An 18,691-nucleotide genomic window follows, 5' to 3' on the forward strand; every position below is an offset into this window, starting at 1 on the left:
CGGATGGCGGGCGATTTCGCAATTCCTAATTTTTGTCTGTCAGTGCTCGACGGCCGATGTCCCGGCGGCAGTAGACTCCTTCAAATTGGATACAATCTACTGCTGCATAAGCTTTGGAGATAGCTTGTTCCAAAGTTTCTCCCGCCGCAGTCACGCCCAAAACTCGGCCGCCATCGGTGACTAACTGCTGCTTCAACTGAGTCCCAGCGTGAAACACCTCTGCCCCTTTGGCTTCAGCTTCCTCGATGCCTGTAATAACTTTGCCTTTTTGGTAACTTCCAGGATAGCCCCCAGAAGCTAAAACTACGCAAACAGAAGCACCAGACTTCCAGCGAATGTTGGAATATTCACCGAGACGCTGCTGACAGCAGGCCAGCAGCAAATCTTCCAGAGGAGTTTCCAGCAGCGACAAAACCGCTTGAGTTTCGGGGTCTCCAAAGCGGCAGTTGAATTCTAAGACTGTGGGGTCTCCTTCTGGCGTAATCATTAAACCTGCGTAGAGGACGCCCCGGTAATCGATCTTATGTTTTTGCAGCGCTGCGAGGGTGGGTTCGAGAATTTCTGCTTGAATCCTTTCCATGAGTTCCGGGGTGACAATTGGCGCTGGGGCGTAGGCTCCCATACCGCCGGTGTTGGCTCCCTTGTCGCCTTCGCCGATCGCCTTGTGGTCTTGGGCCGGCAGCAGCGGTTCTACTGTAATGCCGTCGGTGAGGGCGAGAATCGAGACTTCTTGACCTGTCAAGAATTCTTCGACGACAACTCGGATGTTGTCAGTGCCGAATTCGCCTCGGAAAATAGTATTGATGGCGCTGTGAGCCATTTTGACGGTGGTGGCAACGGTGACTCCTTTGCCTGATGCGAGTCCGTCTGCTTTGATGACTATGGGGATTCCTTGTTCCACAACGTATGCTTTGGCTGCTTCTGCGTTTGTAAATACGGCAGCTTTGGGTGTTGGGATGCCTGCTTCGAGCATCAATTCTTTGGCCCAGGATTTGCTCGATTCAATTTGGGCGCCGGCTTTGGTGGGGCCGAAAATCATCAGTTTTTTCTGTTGGAAGTAGTCAACGATGCCTAGGGATAGGGGCAGTTCGGGGCCGACGATGACGAGTCCGATGTTGTTGACCATCACAAAGCGTTCGATGCCTTGGAAGTCGTCGATGTTGAGCGACAGATTTTGACAGCCTTTGGTGGTAGCTGTGCCGCCGTTGCCCGGTACGCAGAATACTTGTTTAATCCGCGTAGATTCTAGCAGTTTTTTTGCGATCGCGTGTTCGCGACCTCCGTTCCCCACAACCAAAACTTTCACAGCATCCTCACCTATAACTTTTGTTCCCTGAATGTCTGATTTTCAGTGTTTGTACCTGTCTATCTGCTTTTTGCAGTGCTGTCAATTATGCCATGCTTGGCGCTACGGAATTGCTAGATATGGCACTTTTCTCTTTGGCTGCGGCTCGATCGCTGTTTCAGGGCGGCTGAGCTCGTGCAATAATTAAAGACTTTCGCCGCCCAATTTTTCTAAATTTTGCCTCGATTTAATCAGGCAATTAAAACTATTTTCTGGCTTTTAACTGTTCAATTATTGTAATTCATCCGGGTACAAATAGCGATAAAATAGGCAGGTTGACACAATGAATTTTACTCACATGAAATCAAATCAAACCGCTGCGAGTTCCTCTGCAAAATTTAAGCGGGTGGGCGTTGTCGGCGGCGGCCAGCTAGCTGCGATGATGGGGGATGCTGCTAAGGCGCTGGGGATTGAATTGGTAGTGCAAACTCCTGATGCTGCTGACCCGGCAGTTTCGGTTGCGGATGGTGCTGTTTTGGCGGCTGTTGATGATGTTTCGGCTACGGCTCAGTTGGCGGATGACTGCGATGTTATTACGTTTGAAAATGAGTTTGTGGATTTGGATGGTTTGCGATCGCTAGAACAGCAAGGTGTGTTATTTCAGCCGAGTTTGTCGTCGCTTTCTCCTTTGTTGGATAAGTACGTGCAGCGCTGTTATTTACAAGGTTTGGGTTTGCCAACTCCGAGGTTTTGGGCGTGGGATTGCAGCCAGGATTTGCACCTCGATTTTCCGTTTGTCGTCAAAGTTCGCCGCCACGGTTATGACGGCCAAGGTACTTTTATTGTCAAGGATCGGGAGAGTTTTGAGTCAATTCGCGCGGATCTCAAAGGTCAATCTTTGCTGGTGGAAGAGTTTGTGCCGTTCGATCGCGAGTTGGCTGCGATCGCGGCTCGATCGGCATCGGGCGAAATTGCGATTTATCCGATCGTCGAAACTCAACAGGAAAATCAGGTTTGTCGGTTGGCGATCGCACCTGCCCAGATTAGTTTAGAGGTGAAAGCCGAAGCTTGTGCGATCGTCCGCACTCTCCTCAACAGCTTAGAATCTGTCGGCGTATTCGGCATTGAATTATTTTTAACCGCCGACAATAAACTGTTAGTCAATGAAATTGCGCCCCGCACTCACAACTCGGGACATTTTACAATCGATGCCTGCGAAACTTCACAATTTGAACAGCATTTGCGCGCAGTTTGTCAACTGCCTTTAGGCAATTGCGATTTGAACTCTGCTGGTGCTGTCATGGTAAATTTGCTCGGCTACGAATCGGCTGAGTCCGATTATTTAGAAAAACGGAAACAACTGGCACAAATTAGCGGCGCTTTTGTGCATTGGTATGGTAAGAAAGTATCGCGTCCCGGCCGTAAACTGGGTCATGTTACTGTTTTGCTGGGTGAGGAAGCGGTGGCTCAGGGGCGGATCGCCCGTGCACAGGCGATCGCTCAAACCATTGAATCTATCTGGAATGCAAATTAGATCGATCGAAGCTTGCCAAAATCTAGTTAGTTGTTGTATATTAAATAAAGGTTCTACTGCGACGTTGGTGACTGCCAATAATGTTTTTTTGATCTATAACTCTTAACTCTCGGGAATCAAGATGTTTGGACAGCAGTAAACTGGGCTTGTACCCAGAAACTTTAAGTCCGAGCCAACGGTACCCACCTGGTAAAATACCAGGTCAAAAGCTGAGGTAAGACGGCGTTGCGGGGAGCCATTATAATTTCGATTGAGATAGGCGCTGTGAAATACGGCTAGCCTATTTTTTTTGATATAAACGCCTTTACTCATACTACATCTTCAAGTTTTGCCTAAACTCCTCTACGGTTGGCGTTGGTTTAATTCGATGAATCATACTATGGCAATTTGAGCATAGCACAGTAAAATCATTAAGCGGATCTAGTTGAATCTTTGCCGCGCTCAATTTGGAAATTGGAACATTATGATGAGCTTCTATGTATCCTCTGCCTATTTCTCCGTATCGAGACTCAAAATCAAAACCGCAAGCTTTGCACTCATATCCTTGCAACTCCTTAACTTTTCTAGATAACGTCTGATTTCGTTCGGTTACTCGATGAAGTCTATATTTTGTCGGATCTTCAAACCATTCTCTTTCTGCTTCATTGTTCTTAGCCTCCTTCTTCAACGAAACCTCCTGGAACAAATCCGAATCTGCCTCCTCCTTCAAAGAAACCTCCTCAAACAGGGAGAAGTAAATTTCAAGCATTTTCATAACATCGCCTACCAACTCCTTGTCGTCAGGAAGTGATTCCCTTGAATAAAACTTCGATGCTATGTTTCCTGCTTCATACGCAAGTCCAAGCCTTCTAGAAGTAGTTGCCTTTGGAATCGAATCAAGCTTAAGATCGAGAGGAGCTGAAAATTCCCTGAGCTTGTCAGAACCAAGCTTATCTTTAAATAGTTTTGCTTGACCCCTTAAAATTTCTCTCGACACCCCAAGTCCGAACTGATCTCATTTATCTGCTATTCCTTGATTGAGAGAAAGATAAACGCCCGAGAAGTCAGCGCGAAATAAATAAACACAGTAAAACCCCGACATGACACTCTCAGTCACAAGCTTGTTAAATATTGCTATCCAAGGAACTTTAGCCCAAGAGCCATTACCTGCTGAAGCTTTTACGCTATATATTTCTGGTAATTCTAACGAAGCACTTATTGATTTCGGCACTACGTTTCTGACATAACTAGCAAATGAATGTCCCTTGAAGTTGTCGTTACTGACCAATGGATATTCAAACATGATTTTTTCAAGGGATTCTCTAAGCGCCATAACCAATAATTAATGTTGCATCTTCAATTTAATTATGGTGCCTCATCAGCAGCTTTCAAATATTAACCCTGCGGATAACCCAGGGGTATAACCCTTAACTATACCGCCACTGCGGTCTCACATTCGTTTGCCAGGTGTCAACTGCCACCAACAACTGCAAGATTAGCCGATCGCCCATCCTGACATATCGCCCCAAATCTTCCTTGCAGAAACTACCACAAACGTGATACCGTTGAAGCTTGTGTCCAAATAACACCAGTCCATGCCAAAACTCAAAACTCGCAAAGCAGCCGCAAAGCGCTTTAGAGCGACCGGCACAGGTAAAATTGTGCGCCGCAAAGCTTACAAAAGCCACTTGCTGTCCCACAAAAGTTCAGCCCGCAAAAGCCGCTTATCTAAATTGGTCGTCATCGATGAGACCAACGACGCTAACGTGCGGTTAATGCTTCCATACTTGTAAAGTTTAACGGAAATTAAAGATGACACGGGTAAAACGCGGTAATGTCGCCAGAGCGCGCCGCAAAAAAATTCTCAAATTAGCCAAGGGATTCCGAGGCGCACAGTCCAAACAGTTCCGCACCGCTAACCAGCGGGTGATGCAGGCCCTGCGTAACGGTTATCGCGATCGCAAAAAACGCAAACGCGATTTCCGCCGCCTGTGGATTGCTCGGATCAATGCTGCATCGCGCCAGCACGGCACGAGCTACAGCAGACTGATCGGCAACATGAAGAAAGCCAACATCGAAATCAACCGCAAAATGCTGGCACAAATGGCGATAATTGACCCGGCAACATTCGGTAAAGTCGTGGAAATGGCTAATCGAGCAGGCTCGTGAAAGCTCGATCGGTTTAATGAATGCAGAAAGCAGAAGTAAGAAAGATTTAACAATCTGCCAGAGAAGGAAAACTCCTGATAAATCTAGGAGGTTGAGACCAATTTTCCTTCTTTGTTCTTACTTCTGGATTCTTGCTTTTTCAGAAATCGCGATCGAATCGGTCGATCGCCCTGGACGTGTTTTTTAGACAATTGCAGAGGCAAATCTCTGAGATTGCTAGCGCATTAAAATAAATAAAACCTTCCACAGACCTACCTAATTTTAAAAAACATGGATAGTAATTTGCTGATTGTTTACTTGTCAGTGCTGCTCGCTATACTCGGCAGCACTTCCTGGTTTATTGTGCGCCAGATTCTCAAAACTCGGAAGCTGGAAATGTCTCTCGAACGCTTAGAAAATAAGCTGACGATAGAAAAAGGAACAGCACAGGAATACTACGAATTAGGAAGTATCTATGTAGATAAGAAGCTTTACTCCCAGGCGATCGTACTGTTTCAAAAAGCCTTGAAAGCCAAAGACTTAGAAGGCGAAGAAAATCAAGCCGTTATTTACAACGCCCTCGGTTTTGCACACTTCGGCCAAGAACAGTACGACATCGCGATCCGGCAGTACAAAGAAGCCCTGAAGTTGCAGCCCGAATACGTGACATCTCTAAACAATCTGGGTCACGCCTACGAGCGCAAGAAATTAACAGCTCAAGCCTTAGAAATGTACGAACAAGCTCTCGCCTGCGATCCAGACAATGCCACTGCCAAACAGCGAGTAGAGTCCCTGCGGAAGCGTTTGGTAATCTATAATTGAGCACCTGTGTTACAAGCAATACAGAGCCCGCCAACCTGGTTTCATTCAGAAACCAGGTTTTTTCTTCCCACAGTCAAAGATACTAAACTATCGATCGCCTTAATGCGTTAGTTTTTAAGAACAGGAATTCCGAGTCAGGCTCGATCGCACACCATCCCAGCCGTTTAAACTACTGTCAAGATAAAAGCACCTGCAACGTCGGTCAGTCCTAAACAATTAAAGGAGGAGAACGTAGTGACATCAATTCTCGTTGTCGAAGATTCGTGGTTGACTCGCAGGGTAATCTGCAAAATCCTGCGAGCAGAAGGATACGAGAGTTGGGAAGCATCGAGCGGCCCGGAAGCTCTAGAACTGCTGGGAACTAAAACCCCAAACTGTATGCTCTTAGATCTGCTGATGCCGGAAATGGAAGGTCGGGAAGTCCTGCAAGCCATGCGCGATCGAGGGATTAAAGTTCCTGTAATCGTCATTACCGCAGACATCCAATCCACCACTTACGAAGAGTGCATGGAACTCGGAGCCCTAGCAGTCATTCACAAAATGCCCAACTCAGACGAACTGATAGGATGGATTAAAAAAGCTCTCAGTGCGAGCGAGGAGAGCGCCCCATGATATTATTGACCGCTCGACAGCTCGATGCTTTGCAGGAACTCGTCAACATTGGGATCGGTCAAGCGGCAGGGGTCTTGAACGACATGATCGACTCCCCCATTCGCTTGCAAATCCCCTACCTCCAAATCCTCTCTCCCACCGATGTGCAAGAAGAGTTACAGAGCCACCTCAACGGCGAGCAAATCGCCGCCGTCCAGCTCAAATTCACAGGTTCCTTTGCAGGCATTGCTCAGCTAGTCTTTCCCACCAATAGCGCAGCGCTGCTGGTGACGATGCTGACTGGGGAAGAAATCGGATCTCACGACCTGGATTCAGTCAAAATTGGTACGCTGAGTGAAGTGGGGAATATTGTAATCAACGGGGTTATGGGTGCAATCAGCAACGTACTTCAGCAGCGCCTGAACTACTCAATTCCCAATTACATGGAAGGGACGATCGCTACTTTGCTGACATCTGGCGGTTTAGCTACTGATACAGTTGTTTTATTAGCCCAGACCCGTTTCATTATTGAAAGGCTTCACATTGAAGGAGATATCATCCTCATTTTCAATGTCAGTTCCTTTGACACCTTGTTGGCTGCTATCAATCAACTTGCCGGGGGTCTATGATCGAGGAGAGCAAAACTATTGAACAAAAGTTTGGAGTTCTCGACAGCGTACCAGTCGGCGCCTGCTTGCTGCGAGATGATTTTGTGGTGCTGTTTTGGAACACTTGTCTCGAAGAGTGGACAAAAATTCCCCGCAGCCAAATATTGGGAACAAAGATCACAACCCATTTTCCTCACCTGAGTCAGTTAAAGTATGCAACTCGCTTCAAGCAAATTTTTGCAGGAGGCCCGCCAACCATTTTTTCTTCTCAAATTCACAAGCACCTGATTCCGGCAACTTGCCAAGACGGCCAGCAGCGAATTCAGCAAACTAATGTGACTGCTGTGCCGGCCCTGGAGGCTGGCGTTGCAGAACAGGAGATTAGAGACTGGGTTCTCCAGACTCTTGAGTTGGAACCAGACGGTACTGTCGGAGTCCCAGAACCAACAAGTGCTTTTTTATCTAGGGAATCTCGACCCTCCGTTTCGTCATCAATATGGCCGGGGGTCAATTGCCCATCGTTCTACGCGCTGCTGGTGATTCAGGACGTGACCGACCTCACGCACCGCATCCAAGCTTACCGGACACTGCGGGATCAAGCTTTAGAGGAAGTGAAAGTGCGCCAGCGGGTAGAGGAGGAATTGCGATCGAGCCAGCATTTCATCCAGCAGATTGCTGACGCTGCGCCTTATTTGCTATATATCTACGACTTGACCGAACAGCGCAACGTCTACGTCAACGGTCAAGCTTCTAAGCTGCTGGGCTACACTCCCCAAGAAATTTTACAGATGAAAATGGCTTTGTTTTCCAGTTTGGTGTACCCAGATGATTTGGAGAGGGTGCGAGCGCACCTGCAAAAATTTCCATTGGCCGAGGACGGCAGCATTTTGGAGGTGGAGTACCGACTGAAACACCGATCGGGCCAATGGCGCTGGTTTCGCTTCCGCGACCAAGTTTTTGCCCGCACGCCCTCTGGCGTGCCCAAACAAATTTTTGGTACTGCTCAAGATATTACAGAGTACAAGCGGGCACAAGAGGCTCTGTGGCAGCAGAACGAACGGGAACTGTTAATGGCGACGATTACTCAGCACATCCGTCAGTCTCTGGATTTAGGCGAAGTGCTCAGCACGACTGTCACGGAAGTGCGACAGTTTCTTCAGGCCGATCGAGTGATGATCGTCCGCTTCAACTTCTGTAAGGGCTGTCTCTGCGCTGCACACGCGACGGGGGCGGTGACGGTGGAATCTGTAGCTCCCAACTGCCGGCCGATGCTGGGAGAAACCCTGGAAAATTTCTGTTTTGACGAGTTCTATCTCGAAGCTTACCAACATCGGGCGATCCGACCGATCGCCGATGTCTCGGCCGCCGATTTGCCACAATATCAAATAGACTTGCTCGCACAATTTGAGGTGAGAGCTTATTTGGTGGTACCGCTAGTGCAAGGAGACCAGTTGTGGGGGCTGCTGATGGCCCACCAGTGCAGTCCGCGGCAGTGGATGCAGTTGGAAGTACAGTTGCTGTCTTCTTTGGCAACACAGTTGGCGATCGCCATCAAGCAAGCAGAACTCTACCAGCAGTTGCAAGCAGCCAACCTCAAGTTAGAGCGCTTGGCAACTTTAGACGAACTCACGCAGCTAGCAAACCGCCGCCGGTTCGATCAGTATTTAGAAATGGAGTGGTGCAGACAAGCGCGGGAACAAACGCCTCTGTCCCTGATTCTGTGCGATATTGATTCTTTTAAAAGTTACAACGATACCTACGGGCATCCAGGGGGAGACGAATGTTTGCGGCAAGTCGCCGGGGCGATTGGCAATGCAGTCGATCGCCCCGGCGATTTAGTAGCTCGGTACGGAGGCGAAGAATTTGCCGTGATTTTACCGAATACCGCGATGCAAGGGGCCGTGCTGGTAGCGGAACACATACAGATCAAAATCGCAGCTTTGCAGCTTCCTCACGCTGTTTCTCAGGTGAGCCAGTACGTCACTGTAAGTTTCGGCGTAGCGAGTATTGTTCCTGCATCTGAATCTGGCTCCGAAATTCTGATTGCAGCAGCCGACCAAGCGCTGTATCAAGCTAAACGACTTGGGCGCGATCGAATCCAAGTTTACCAACCCGATCCGGCATCAGGGAAGGCAAACGGATCGCAGCCACCCCGCCCCGTAGATTTTTCCCGCTCCAACACTAACTGGCCCTCTCCCACAAGCGCTTGACTTCTTCAAGTATTTTTGAATCAGGAGTTACTTCAAGCCCTCCTGCCGGATTTACCTCTGCCCCAGGGATATTTTGACTCCAAGGACTTTCGGGGACAGATTTCAAATCAAGGCTATTGATAATTGGTCTAAAGCCATACTTGACAAATATTTCTTGCTGCGGTTTTTCCGTCAGAAAATTCAAAAACTTTCGCGCTGCTTGGGCCTTCGATCCATCAACATCACGACGAACAATAGCAGCAGTTGAAACTGTCTCGATCGTCGGATTTAAGTAATAAACTTGATAGGGTTTTCCTTGAGTGGTGTTTGACTGTTTCCACCGATGCAGCGCAATACTTTCGTAAACTGTAGCTGCGTCAGCATCGTTAGACCCCCTAGCAATGAATTCTTGCAGCAAAATATCCGTAGAACGCGGAGGTTGATTGACAGAACGCTTGGCTAGACTAAACAAAGATATCACAGATTGACTATTTAAATTGGTTGAATTGAGATTGCCACCTTGTTTCGACTCAGCCCACAAACTCAATGTTAATTGACCGCTATTAGAACGAGTCGGATCGGTCATCACAAAATCAAAGCTACCCCAACTTTTTGGTCCTCTAATCTTCTCCCAACTTCCTGCTAGCATAGCTTGCTCTATCCTCGACCACTCAAAACGACCATTGGGGAAAAGAACTTTGCCGCGTTCCGGCCAAGCAATACCCACTAAAATAGTTTTAGCTACAGGTTTAGGCACATCGTAAAAAGGTTCACTGTTATTATTTTGTGTCCGCCAGCGACTGCTCAATTCTTTAACAATTTCACCATTAGCAGGAATCAGCACAGTTGGTTTAAAATCATTTTTATTATCAAGAAACTTGTCAGCCATTTCTTGAGAACCTTGAAATTTCAGCTCTAAATCAATCGCGGAATTTTCTTGTTTAAACTTAGCTACGAGTTCCGGCATTATTTCTTGCAATTCCGTACCGCTGACAATCACAATTTTGTTTTTAAAACCTGGTAGAGGGGCGTAAGTCAAACCTAGGGAAGCTAAGATTATACCGAGGGAAGTTAACAAAGAGTTGCGTTTTTTTGTTGCGTTCATGGTTAATTGGTAATTGGGCATCGGGCATCGGGCATCGGGCATCGGGCATTGTTAACAGTGAACAGTTAACAGTTAACAGTTAACTAATAATTGATGACTTAAGAAACCAATAAATCGGCACTTTCTTGAAAACTGCGGAGACTATCACTCAATTCGCGCAATTCTGTAGTTTGTTCAGAATTAGTTAAATCAGCAGTTCTTAACTTATTTTGCAACTGCTGCAACACACCCGCCGAATCTTGAATTACAGTCGAAAGACTGATTGTTTGCGCTTGTCTAGCATCCTCTCCCTGGCGCGCCAGTTGAATATTGCGGGACAGACTTTTAGACAGTTCCATTAACTGTTCCTTAGCCACACCCCTGCTGCTGGAAATTTTAGCTTGAACTTCATCTAATTGTCGCTGCAATTCTTGAGGAGAAAGCAAAGAATCATCTCCCTGCAAACGCCGCACCATACGATCGATTTTAACAGGAAGTTCTGCCGCGCGATCGCAACTATATTGAACCGCCACCAACAATTCCATATCCAAAGAATCAATCAAAAGTTTTCCAGCTTCCACTTGCAAAGAAATAGCCTTATCTGCTAACACTCTAGCCTGCTGGCGTACAGACTGCAATTCTCTCTCCAACCCTGGATTATTCAAATTCAAAAGTTCAGGTTCGCGAGACTTCAAGGTAGCCGCGCCCGCCACCGCAACAGTCGCTGAAACCGGCAACATTAAGGCGCTAGGCAAGTTAAAAAAACGCACGCCAGCGAATAAGACAACTCCGCCAGACAATACGGCTACATGGTAATACAATGGATTTGCTAATTTCATAATACAGCAACCTTCTGGGTGATGAGAACATTTTAAACTTCGGAAACAATGAATTTTATTTAATTTTTATCGAAAAATTTGGGTCTAAAGCCTCCCCTAAACGGGAGAAATCAAACAAAATGATTCATTGCTCTAATCCTCTTCTATCGATGGAAGAGGTAGCTGTCAACTGTCAACTGTCAACTGTCAACTGTCAACTGATGAACGAACCTTCTTCTGCTTAAAATTCCACCTGCAAATCAGTCATCAACTTAGAAATAGTTTCCGGGTCTCCTTTTTTATAGTAACCTCCATTTAATTTAGCTATTTGCTCCAAAGCTTGAGGATTAAATTCACCTTCTTTACCGTAGCCGACGGTAAAAAATCCAATTCGCTGGTCGCTAGAAAAACCGCTTTTTTTCAATTCTTCCGAAAGTTGTTCCAGCTTAATAGTAGAACCAGAATCTTCCCCGTCTGTCAAAATCAAAACAGCATTAATTGCATCTTGGCGCAAATTCTTTTGCAGCCAGTTGCGGGCGAAAAGCGTTGCATCGTAAAGGTTAGTACCTCCGTCTGCTTTGAGGCTGCTGACAAATTCTAAACCTTTATCCCGCCCCTGTTTGCTCCCATCTATAAGTACAGGCGGACGAATTTGACTGTCAAAATCAATTAGTGCTAGTTTGTCTTTTGAACCCAAACTGTTAATATAAGTCTGCAAAGTATTCTGAACAGCAGTTATTTTCTGCCCCTGCATCGAACCTGATGAATCAACAACAACTACTACCAAAGAAGGTTTTTTAGCAAATTCTTGCCAAGACTTCAGCATCGCCTCGACAACTTCGGGTTTAGGAGGACGATAGGAATCGTAACTGGCTTTTGGATTCACCCCAAACTCAGCGGTAAACTTCGGGCCCAAAGCAACTCCGGGTATTCCGGGCCGTAATCCTAGATTAGTGGCTAATTGCTGAATTTCGGGCGATCGCAAATACTGAATTACCTTCTCTCCCGCCGCCTTTTCCTCGGCACTCACCCAAGGCGCATTCGGCAAAATAGCCCTCATATTCGAGGTAAACGTTGATTTGGGATAAACCGCCTCAAATCGAGTTTGACCGGGTTGTAGACCCGAATTGACCGCAATCACGGAAGATTCATAAACCGATCCTATGGATGCCCAAAACGGCCCATTTTGCGCCATCGCCTTCGCCAAAGAACTTGTCGAAACGCCGTAGCGGGTAATTTTCGTTTGAATTTTTTGCACCTGAGCTTGATAAGTGCTGACATCGGCTACTGTTAACTGTTCGGGCCTTTTGCCAGAAACTTCGGCAAATTGAGCAGTCAAAGTCTGCAAACCAGAATTAGAGCGAGTTGGAGCCGTGTGGACGTAGTGAATGGCAGTTGGCGGACCAGATTTGTCTAAATCTCGGTGAGTTTTTGCAGTTACTAGGGCCTTAAATAAATCGTCAACATTTTTCAATCCTTTAGCAATATCTGCCGGTGCCATAAACACCATCGGGCTATTTGCCAATAGGGGAGCATCGATGATTTCTGGAATATATTTTTGCCCTGGGAATAGTTGATTCATTTGGTAAATCAACTGAGCTTGATAAATTTCGCCATCCACGGAAACTATAGTCGGAAATTCGGGAGAATCGGCGGGCAAAGTTCCCGATTTGAGCTGTTGGGCTAGGGAAAGAACTGTGGTTACTACGTCCCCGCTGCCTTTTTCCGAGCATTTCATTCGGTAAGCAGTGCCGCTGTCGAGTTTGGGTTGTTGTTGATTGAGTTTTTGGGCTGCTTGTTCGCAGAAGTCTCCCAAGGCGCTACCAACTAGCAGTTTAATGGTCAATCCTTGAAAGTTATCCTGAGTGGTTGAAGTTTTAGCGGTGTCGTTTGTAGAAACCTCTGGGCCGCAAGCACCGAGAAAAAATAATACTGTCAGGGCGGCGCTGAGGCGTTGAATGAATAGAGTATTTTGGCGATTCATACAATTACCCGGTATTGGACGAGCGAATATTTACAGGACTTATCAATCTAGCTTTAGTATGACAAATTGGTTCGGACACTGGCTGCGGATATCCTTACCTAACATCATTCAATAGGTGGCTGTTTAAGTCAATTCATAAATTCATAAATTAAGTTCATAAAAGTCACAATTTTAAGTCATAAAAGTCATATTTTGGGGATTGGGCATTGGGGATTGGGGATTGAGAATTAATCTTTCAGACTCCTGAATTAATCTTTCAGGACTTACGCAAAAAGTGGTTTAACGCTACTCATAGTGGTAAGGTGCGCCACAAGCACCCTACATAGGTCGGTTATGCGTAAGTCATGTTTTTCTTATTCCTTATTTCTTAAGCTGTTCAGCATTTAAATTGTATGTCAAAAAACAATCAAACTATTGTGGGGTGTCCCGCCCGCCTCGACTATGCAATTTAAATGCGCGACAGCTTATTCCTTATTTCTGACATCCGTTACATCCCGTACATTGCTCGTTGCCGAACTTCCTTCGGCTATAAAATGAAAAAAAGTCAAAAGTAAGAAAAGTTTCAGTAAAAAACCTTGTTTTTACTGAAACTTTTAACTTTTGACTTTTAGCAAATCGAGTATTCAACTCAAAACTCAAAACTCTTAAGGCGCTGCCGCCGCCCTGCGGTTGGCAACAATCAGATTAGCCTGATACTCTGCCGCTTTTTGCTGAGCCTTTTGATGGTTCGGGCTAGTTGACGGCACGGCTCTCATGAGCCCAACCGCTTTCTGCCACTCGCTTGCTACTGCGATCCACTCATTTTGAGACTGAGCCGTCTGGGCCGAAATTGCTGCCTTCTGAGCTTGGTTAACGGCTTCCCTCCAAGAGTCAGGCTTAGCCGCAGCGGCTTTTGGTGCAGGAGAGGCTGCCTTGGGCGCGGGAGATACTGGTGCAGCTTGGGGTGAGGGAGAGGCTGGTGCAGCTTTGGGTGCAGGAGAGGCTGCCTTGGGTGCGGGAGATTTGCCCGCCGGAGCTGGGCTTGCCGATGCCGCAGCAGTATTGGGAGCGGCTTTTGGTGCAGGAGAGGCTGCCTGTGGACCCCCCCCAGATGCGCCTGGAGAGGATGCGGCGACTTTAGGCGCGCCCGATGAGGCTTTGGGGGAGGGGGAAGCAGCTTTGGGGGCGCTCGGTTCTGGGTTCGAGCCGCCGCCGAAGGGGAAATTTCCCGTAAGGAAAAGCCCTGCGATCGCCCCCAGAGGCACTAAGATACCCACAGGTATTACCCATTTGGGGAATTTTTTTTTCGGAGGCGGGGCTTCATCCTCGTCTTCGTCTTCGTCTTCCTCATCGTCGTCATCTCGATCGAATTCTCCCTCTTGATAATAGTCTTGGCCTTCGGGTTCGACATCCTCTAAACCTACAGAGTCGTCGGGCATTCGACTATCCGAGGCGTAAAGCATTGGCTCCGCGGGCATCAGATCTATTTCATCTTCCCACGCAGCCGAGCCGTCACCTGTTCGACGCCCGTAAACCTTGACAGTGTGAATTGATTCGAGTCCCAGCTTCGTCATGCCGGTGCGGATGAAATCGACCAATACCATTTGATCTGGTACTTTGTCTGACTCCAGAATTATGTGGAGGCAGCCGTTGTCCCGCGTCACATCGGCGTTGATGCCTTTGGGTTTGAGTGTACGGTTGATGCTAGATGCGATCGCTTTTGGATCGCCCTGCTTGAGCAGTTCCCGCAGGTTCTGTTGTGTCATGGGTAGCGCTCTTTTTTTTGGGGGGGTGGAGAGCCGGCAAATAATATTAACCGATCGGCGTTCGGCGGCGGACAATATTTATTTACCACATTAACTTCTACTGTGGCATTCTGAGAGTATTTCTCGTATCTATTCAAGATTTTTTTGCCCGCGATCGGGCCGGAGAGCACATACCCGCGCTCGAAATTTGTTGTAAAAATTTACAGTGACCGCCCCCTCCTGCTGCCAGGATCGGACATTAGCGAAACAAGCTAGAAAGTTCTATAACTTTGGTTTGCAGGGTTGAGATTTCTTCCCGGCCCCGCTTTAAAGAAGCTTCTAACTCTAGGAGCAAGGGCAAACTTTTTTGCAATTTTTCTAAGCTGGCGTTCTTGACTTCTTGGCGAAAATAGTATACTCGTTTGGGATTGCCGAGGTCTAGAGCTTGAGCAATTTTATCATCGCGATCGCCCGCTTGGATCATCGCCTTTACCCACAACCAAATCCGAAACTTACCAGTCAAGCCCGCCACAATCCTCAAACCAGGCTCGCTGCGGGCCGTTAAGCCGGCCAATAACTCCAAAGCGACAGAGGTATTGCCCTCCCGAATCGCATCGGCTAGCTGGAAGGTATTCTGGGCGTGACAGTGCACCAATGCTGCCACTTCGTCGGGGTTCAGAGGTTGGCTGCGGTTGCCGGCAAACAGCAGCAATTTTTCGAGTTCGCTGTATAGCTGACGGGTATCGCTGCCAATGGATTCGGCCAAAAGTTCGATCGCTGTGGCAGTCAATTTGACATTCTTTTCGGCGGCGACTTGGCGCACCCGCTGGGCTAATTCTTTGTCATTCCAAGGCGGAATCGGTGAAAATTCCCGAACTTCGGCGGCGGACTTGACGAGTAACTTGGTAGACTTGAGCCGGCTGTCGGGTTTTTTGACGGATGTCAGCAGCAGCACGGTGGTAGGGGGAATCACCGGCAGCGTCCGTTCCAATTGGGCCAACAGTTCTTGAGAGCACTGCTGCGTTACAGTCGTATTTGCCAGCCAGACAAAACGGCTGCCGGTACCGAAGGGGGGCGTCAAGGCTCGATCGAGCCCTTCGACCACAGCGTCGGCTCGATCGGCAATAATTTTGTCATAGTTAAAACTAGCCCAGTTGGGGTCGAGGACAGTTTGGCGCAAACTTGTCACAGCTTGCGCGATCGCAAAATCGTCTTCCCCCCAAAACAGGTAAATTTGCATGAATAACGCTCAGTAGCCGAAAAAATCAGAGTTGCACGCGAGGCTTGTCCAACATATCCTGAATCGGACTGTTGTTGGCCCGCAGCATAATATAAAATTTGGTGTGGGAGTTTGTCACCGCGAGGAAATCAAGATTGGATGATACTTATCAAGCTTACGTAAATCGGGTGGCGCGAATGACTCTGCTGGACTCCTACAAGTCCCAGGTGGAACACATTCAGGAATCTCCTAAATTTAAGCCCGACCAAGCCGGCCACAGAGTTCCTGTACCTTTTCCGGGTTATTCGGTGATTACGCCGCCTGCGGGGGAAGATGCAGAAAATGCTGCACTTTATAGTAATTTGCACTCGATCCAACAACGGCTATTGCAGGAAATCGCAGACGGTGCGATCGTGGCACTTCCTCCTGATAGCTTCCATGTAACCGTGGCTGATGTGATTTGGAACAGCGCTTTTCGAGATGCCTCCGCTCAAAATCCAGAATTTGAGGGGCAACTGCGCGAGCGCATGAAAGATGGTTTTTCCGCCTGCAAACCCTTAGCGGGCGGCCCTCCCATTCGCTGGATAGTGCTGGGGTTGATGTTGATGACTAGAGCTGTGGGTGTGTGTTTGGCACCGACTGACGAAAACTCTTACAAGCAAATTCTGGAGTTTCGCCGATCGATATATCAAAATCCCGATTTAATTGCTTTGGGAATTGAACAGCAATATCATTTTACGGCACACATTACTCTGGCTTATTTTGGGGACACCGGGCCGAACCTTGACCGCGCTCGTTTGTGCGCCCTCATGTCTGAGTTAAACGAGCAATGGCTCGACACGCCCCAAGAACTCCGCGTGCACCGAGCCGAACTGCGGAAGTTTGACGACATGACCAGCTACGTCCGGCAACCGGATTGGCCTGTTTTTGAGTTTTGAGCGATCGTCAAAACCAGTTACTCGGCAAAAAGCAGAATAAAATGAAGATATTCTGCTCTTTGCCAAATACAGCCGATCGGCGCGTGTCCTAAATTTGCAGGTTAAATGCTTTAATTATTTTTGTTTGACAGTAAAGTCAAGGAAAAAACTTATGAAAAACCAGGAAAAATCAGTAATTCTGGTTTTTTACTTTTTGCTTAAAAAGTGACAGTACACGTTGTTGGTATAGGTTTAGATGGAGCTGCTGGGCTGAGCTCCTCGGCGCGGCAGGTTGTAGAAATGGCCGCTCTGCTAATAGGGAGCGAGAGCCATTTGAGCTATTTCCCGCAGCACTGCGGAGAGCGCTGGGCCCTGGAAGATTTTACGCAAGCAATTCTGGAAATTCGGCGCCATTTGGCGACCCAAGCCGAATTAGAGCCGGATGCGGGGACGGTGGAGCCCCCTGCTGGGCCGATCGTAATTTTAGTGGCCGGCGACCCGCTGTTCCACGGGTGGGGAAAATTACTAATTTCCCAACTGCCGCCAGATAAATTGACATTTCACCCCCATGTCAGTTGCGTGCAGTTGGCTTTTAATCGGTTGAGAATCCCTTGGCAAGATGCTCATTGTGTAGGCTCTCAAGGACGCTATTTTGAAGAGCTGACGGCGAAGCTGAAGCTCGGTGTGGAGAAGATTGCGGTGCTGGTAGACGAAACTCACACTCCGGCTGCACTGGCAAGTTTGGTAAAAGCTCTAGATTTGCCGACGCGCTACGAGTTTTGGGTTTGCGAAAATTTGGGTGCGGCGGACGAACGGGTAAGCCGCAAGTCTCTGGAAGCTTTGCTGGGAGAGTCTTTTGCACCGCTGAGCGTGGTGGTGATGCTGCGGGAGTCGCGGATCGGGGCTGAATCTTTGGATTTGGGAAAGTTGCCTTTGTTGGGGATTCCTGATGCAGCTTTTATTGGTTGCGGCGATCGCCCGGGCTTGACGGTTGAACGGGAAGTGCGGGTGTTGGTGCTGGCACAATTGGCTCTCGGGCCCGAACAAGTTGTCTGGGATGTGGGTGCTGGTAACGGTTCTGTGTCGATCGAAATTGCTCGTTTATTCCCGCAATCTGAGGTGTATGCGATCGAACAAACGGTTTCTGGTACTTCTGCGATCGAGTTCAACTGCGGCCGTTTTGGGCTGCAAAATGTGTTCTCGATTTACGGAACCGCCCCGGAAATCTTGCACCGCTTGCGCCCCCCGCACCGGATTTTTATCGGCGCAAGCGGTGGAGGGTTGACTAAAATTTTGGGCGTTTGCGCGCTGCGGCTGCTTCCTGGAGGCTCGATCGTGCTGGCAATGGAAGCTTTTGAGGATATTGCTACTGTTTTGAGCTGGATGGGCGATCGGGTGCGCCGGGAACCGCACTGGAGTTACCGAATCGTGCAAGTGCAATTGTCGCGTTCTGTGGCTGGGGGGAATTCCACTCGTTTTGACGCGCTGAATCCGGTTTCGATTGTGACGATCGATCGACACTTGAATTAATGCCTGATTTTTAACCGCCGATTAACGCAGATTAATGCCTGTGTTATCTGTGGTTTTAGTTCTCGCTTGATTGAATCTAATCTTTTTTTACCGCAGAGGGCGCAGAGGGCGCAGAGGAAGAGAGGAAGAGAGGAAGAGAAGAGGTAATTTTAAAGGGGTTTGGGGTATTAGGTTTTAATTTTTAATTAGGGCTTGCTGAATCAGTGAGAAAAGTAAACAGTGTATGGGTTTTCCGACCAAAAAAGTAGTAAGGGTGCAA

16 protein-coding genes, 1 other RNA gene and 1 pseudogene are annotated in these 18,691 nt (G+C 47.9%); 10 read left to right on the forward strand and 8 right to left on the reverse strand.

Going from position 1 to position 18,691, the window contains the following annotated elements; translation table 11 throughout:
* Window positions 1–25: 25 nt before the first annotated feature.
* A complete protein-coding gene (gene purD, locus QUA02_RS17390) occupies window positions 26–1,306 on the reverse strand; it encodes a phosphoribosylamine--glycine ligase (RefSeq protein ID WP_333029431.1) in 1,281 nt (426 codons plus the stop codon).
* Window positions 1,307–1,643: 337 nt separating this feature from the next.
* Here purD and QUA02_RS17395 point away from each other — a divergent pair, with 337 nt between their 5' ends.
* Together QUA02_RS17395 and ssrS are read left to right on the forward strand one after the other, a co-directional pair.
* Window positions 1,644–2,819 carry a 5-(carboxyamino)imidazole ribonucleotide synthase gene (locus tag QUA02_RS17395; RefSeq protein WP_445305182.1) on the forward strand — a complete coding sequence of 392 codons (1,176 nt, stop codon included), beginning with the start codon at window positions 1,644–1,646 and terminating at the stop codon, window positions 2,817–2,819.
* A gap of 50 nt (window positions 2,820–2,869) precedes the next feature.
* Window positions 2,870–3,057: non-coding RNA, 6S RNA (ssrS, locus tag QUA02_RS17400), on the forward strand.
* Window positions 3,058–3,132: 75 nt separating this feature from the next.
* Here the strand turns inward: ssrS and QUA02_RS17405 are convergent.
* Together QUA02_RS17405 and QUA02_RS17410 are read right to left on the reverse strand one after the other, a co-directional pair.
* On the reverse strand, window positions 3,133–3,573 hold the full coding sequence (locus tag QUA02_RS17405) for an HNH endonuclease (protein ID WP_333029448.1): 441 nt from the start codon (window positions 3,571–3,573) through the stop codon (window positions 3,133–3,135).
* Window positions 3,556–4,131: pseudogene (locus QUA02_RS17410) on the reverse strand (DUF3578 domain-containing protein); the annotation flags it as partial. The pseudogene QUA02_RS17410 and the gene QUA02_RS17405, both read right to left, overlap by 18 nt.
* A gap of 262 nt (window positions 4,132–4,393) precedes the next feature.
* Here QUA02_RS17410 and rpmI point away from each other — a divergent pair.
* From rpmI to QUA02_RS17440, 6 genes are all read left to right on the forward strand, one after another.
* A complete protein-coding gene (gene rpmI, locus QUA02_RS17415) occupies window positions 4,394–4,591 on the forward strand; it encodes a 50S ribosomal protein L35 (protein WP_096830688.1) in 198 nt (65 codons plus the stop codon).
* 19 nt (window positions 4,592–4,610) lie between these two features.
* Window positions 4,611–4,967 carry a 50S ribosomal protein L20 gene (rplT, locus tag QUA02_RS17420; RefSeq protein WP_293148587.1) on the forward strand — a complete coding sequence of 119 codons (357 nt, stop codon included), beginning with the start codon at window positions 4,611–4,613 and terminating at the stop codon, window positions 4,965–4,967.
* 270 nt (window positions 4,968–5,237) lie between these two features.
* Complete coding sequence (locus QUA02_RS17425) at window positions 5,238–5,768, forward strand: tetratricopeptide repeat protein (protein WP_333029433.1); 531 nt, start codon at window positions 5,238–5,240, stop codon at window positions 5,766–5,768.
* A 234-nt stretch (window positions 5,769–6,002) separates the two neighbouring features.
* Entirely contained in the window at window positions 6,003–6,380 is a 378-nt protein-coding gene (locus tag QUA02_RS17430) for a response regulator (RefSeq protein WP_333029434.1), read from the forward strand.
* Window positions 6,377–6,988 (forward strand): chemotaxis protein CheC, encoded by a 612-nt coding sequence (locus tag QUA02_RS17435; RefSeq protein WP_333029435.1) that lies wholly within the window; start codon window positions 6,377–6,379, stop codon window positions 6,986–6,988. Before QUA02_RS17430 ends, QUA02_RS17435 begins: the two co-directional genes overlap by 4 nt.
* Entirely contained in the window at window positions 6,985–9,177 is a 2,193-nt protein-coding gene (locus tag QUA02_RS17440) for a sensor domain-containing diguanylate cyclase (RefSeq protein ID WP_333029436.1), read from the forward strand. The genes QUA02_RS17435 and QUA02_RS17440 overlap by 4 nt, the downstream gene beginning before the upstream one ends.
* On the opposite strand, the gene QUA02_RS17445 is transcribed toward QUA02_RS17440, so the two are convergent.
* From QUA02_RS17445 to holA, 5 genes are all read right to left on the reverse strand, one after another.
* The gene (locus QUA02_RS17445) at window positions 9,149–10,261 is read right to left on the reverse strand and encodes a substrate-binding domain-containing protein (RefSeq protein ID WP_333029437.1); all 1,113 of its coding nucleotides are present in this window, start codon (window positions 10,259–10,261) and stop codon (window positions 9,149–9,151) included. The genes QUA02_RS17440 and QUA02_RS17445 overlap by 29 nt on opposite strands.
* Before the next feature lie 98 nt (window positions 10,262–10,359).
* Window positions 10,360–11,079, reverse strand: coding sequence for a hypothetical protein (locus tag QUA02_RS17450; protein ID WP_333029438.1), 720 nt, complete (start codon window positions 11,077–11,079; stop codon window positions 10,360–10,362).
* 220 nt (window positions 11,080–11,299) lie between these two features.
* On the reverse strand, window positions 11,300–13,042 hold the full coding sequence (locus QUA02_RS17455; protein WP_333029439.1) for an extracellular solute-binding protein: 1,743 nt from the start codon (window positions 13,040–13,042) through the stop codon (window positions 11,300–11,302).
* 644 nt (window positions 13,043–13,686) lie between these two features.
* Entirely contained in the window at window positions 13,687–14,787 is a 1,101-nt protein-coding gene (locus tag QUA02_RS17460; protein WP_333029440.1) for a hypothetical protein, read from the reverse strand.
* A 238-nt stretch (window positions 14,788–15,025) separates the two neighbouring features.
* The gene (gene holA, locus QUA02_RS17465; protein WP_333029441.1) at window positions 15,026–16,006 is read right to left on the reverse strand and encodes a DNA polymerase III subunit delta; all 981 of its coding nucleotides are present in this window, start codon (window positions 16,004–16,006) and stop codon (window positions 15,026–15,028) included.
* Between the two features lie 176 nt (window positions 16,007–16,182).
* Between holA and QUA02_RS17470 the strand changes: the two genes are divergently transcribed.
* Together QUA02_RS17470 and cbiE are read left to right on the forward strand one after the other, a co-directional pair.
* Complete coding sequence (locus tag QUA02_RS17470) at window positions 16,183–16,923, forward strand: DUF1868 domain-containing protein (protein WP_333029449.1); 741 nt, start codon at window positions 16,183–16,185, stop codon at window positions 16,921–16,923.
* Window positions 16,924–17,127: 204 nt separating this feature from the next.
* Entirely contained in the window at window positions 17,128–18,432 is a 1,305-nt protein-coding gene (cbiE, locus tag QUA02_RS17475) for a precorrin-6y C5,15-methyltransferase (decarboxylating) subunit CbiE (RefSeq protein WP_333029443.1), read from the forward strand.
* Window positions 18,433–18,691 lie beyond the last annotated feature (259 nt).

This window comes from Microcoleus pseudofavosus SVA1_A4, from assembly GCF_036700565.1.
GTDB lineage: Bacteria > Cyanobacteriota > Cyanobacteriia > Cyanobacteriales > Microcoleaceae > Microcoleus.

What these genes read in the sequence shown, in the direction of transcription:
- QUA02_RS17470 (WP_333029449.1), top strand. Translation starts at nt 16,183, where the DNA reads ATGACTCTGCTGGACTCCTACAAGTCCCAGGTGGAACACATTCAGGAA.
- QUA02_RS17460 (WP_333029440.1), bottom strand. Translation starts at nt 14,787, where the DNA reads ATGACACAACAGAACCTGCGGGAACTGCTCAAGCAGGGCGATCCAAAA.
- rplT (WP_293148587.1), top strand. Translation starts at nt 4,611, where the DNA reads ATGACACGGGTAAAACGCGGTAATGTCGCCAGAGCGCGCCGCAAAAAA.
- QUA02_RS17450 (WP_333029438.1), bottom strand. Translation starts at nt 11,079, where the DNA reads ATGAAATTAGCAAATCCATTGTATTACCATGTAGCCGTATTGTCTGGC.
- holA (WP_333029441.1), bottom strand. Translation starts at nt 16,006, where the DNA reads ATGCAAATTTACCTGTTTTGGGGGGAAGACGATTTTGCGATCGCGCAA.
- rpmI (WP_096830688.1), top strand. Translation starts at nt 4,394, where the DNA reads ATGCCAAAACTCAAAACTCGCAAAGCAGCCGCAAAGCGCTTTAGAGCG.
- QUA02_RS17425 (WP_333029433.1), top strand. Translation starts at nt 5,238, where the DNA reads ATGGATAGTAATTTGCTGATTGTTTACTTGTCAGTGCTGCTCGCTATA.
- QUA02_RS17445 (WP_333029437.1), bottom strand. Translation starts at nt 10,261, where the DNA reads ATGAACGCAACAAAAAAACGCAACTCTTTGTTAACTTCCCTCGGTATA.
- QUA02_RS17395 (WP_445305182.1), top strand. Translation starts at nt 1,644, where the DNA reads ATGAAATCAAATCAAACCGCTGCGAGTTCCTCTGCAAAATTTAAGCGG.
- QUA02_RS17455 (WP_333029439.1), bottom strand. Translation starts at nt 13,042, where the DNA reads ATGAATCGCCAAAATACTCTATTCATTCAACGCCTCAGCGCCGCCCTG.
- QUA02_RS17405 (WP_333029448.1), bottom strand. Translation starts at nt 3,573, where the DNA reads ATGAAAATGCTTGAAATTTACTTCTCCCTGTTTGAGGAGGTTTCTTTG.
- QUA02_RS17435 (WP_333029435.1), top strand. Translation starts at nt 6,377, where the DNA reads ATGATATTATTGACCGCTCGACAGCTCGATGCTTTGCAGGAACTCGTC.
- QUA02_RS17440 (WP_333029436.1), top strand. Translation starts at nt 6,985, where the DNA reads ATGATCGAGGAGAGCAAAACTATTGAACAAAAGTTTGGAGTTCTCGAC.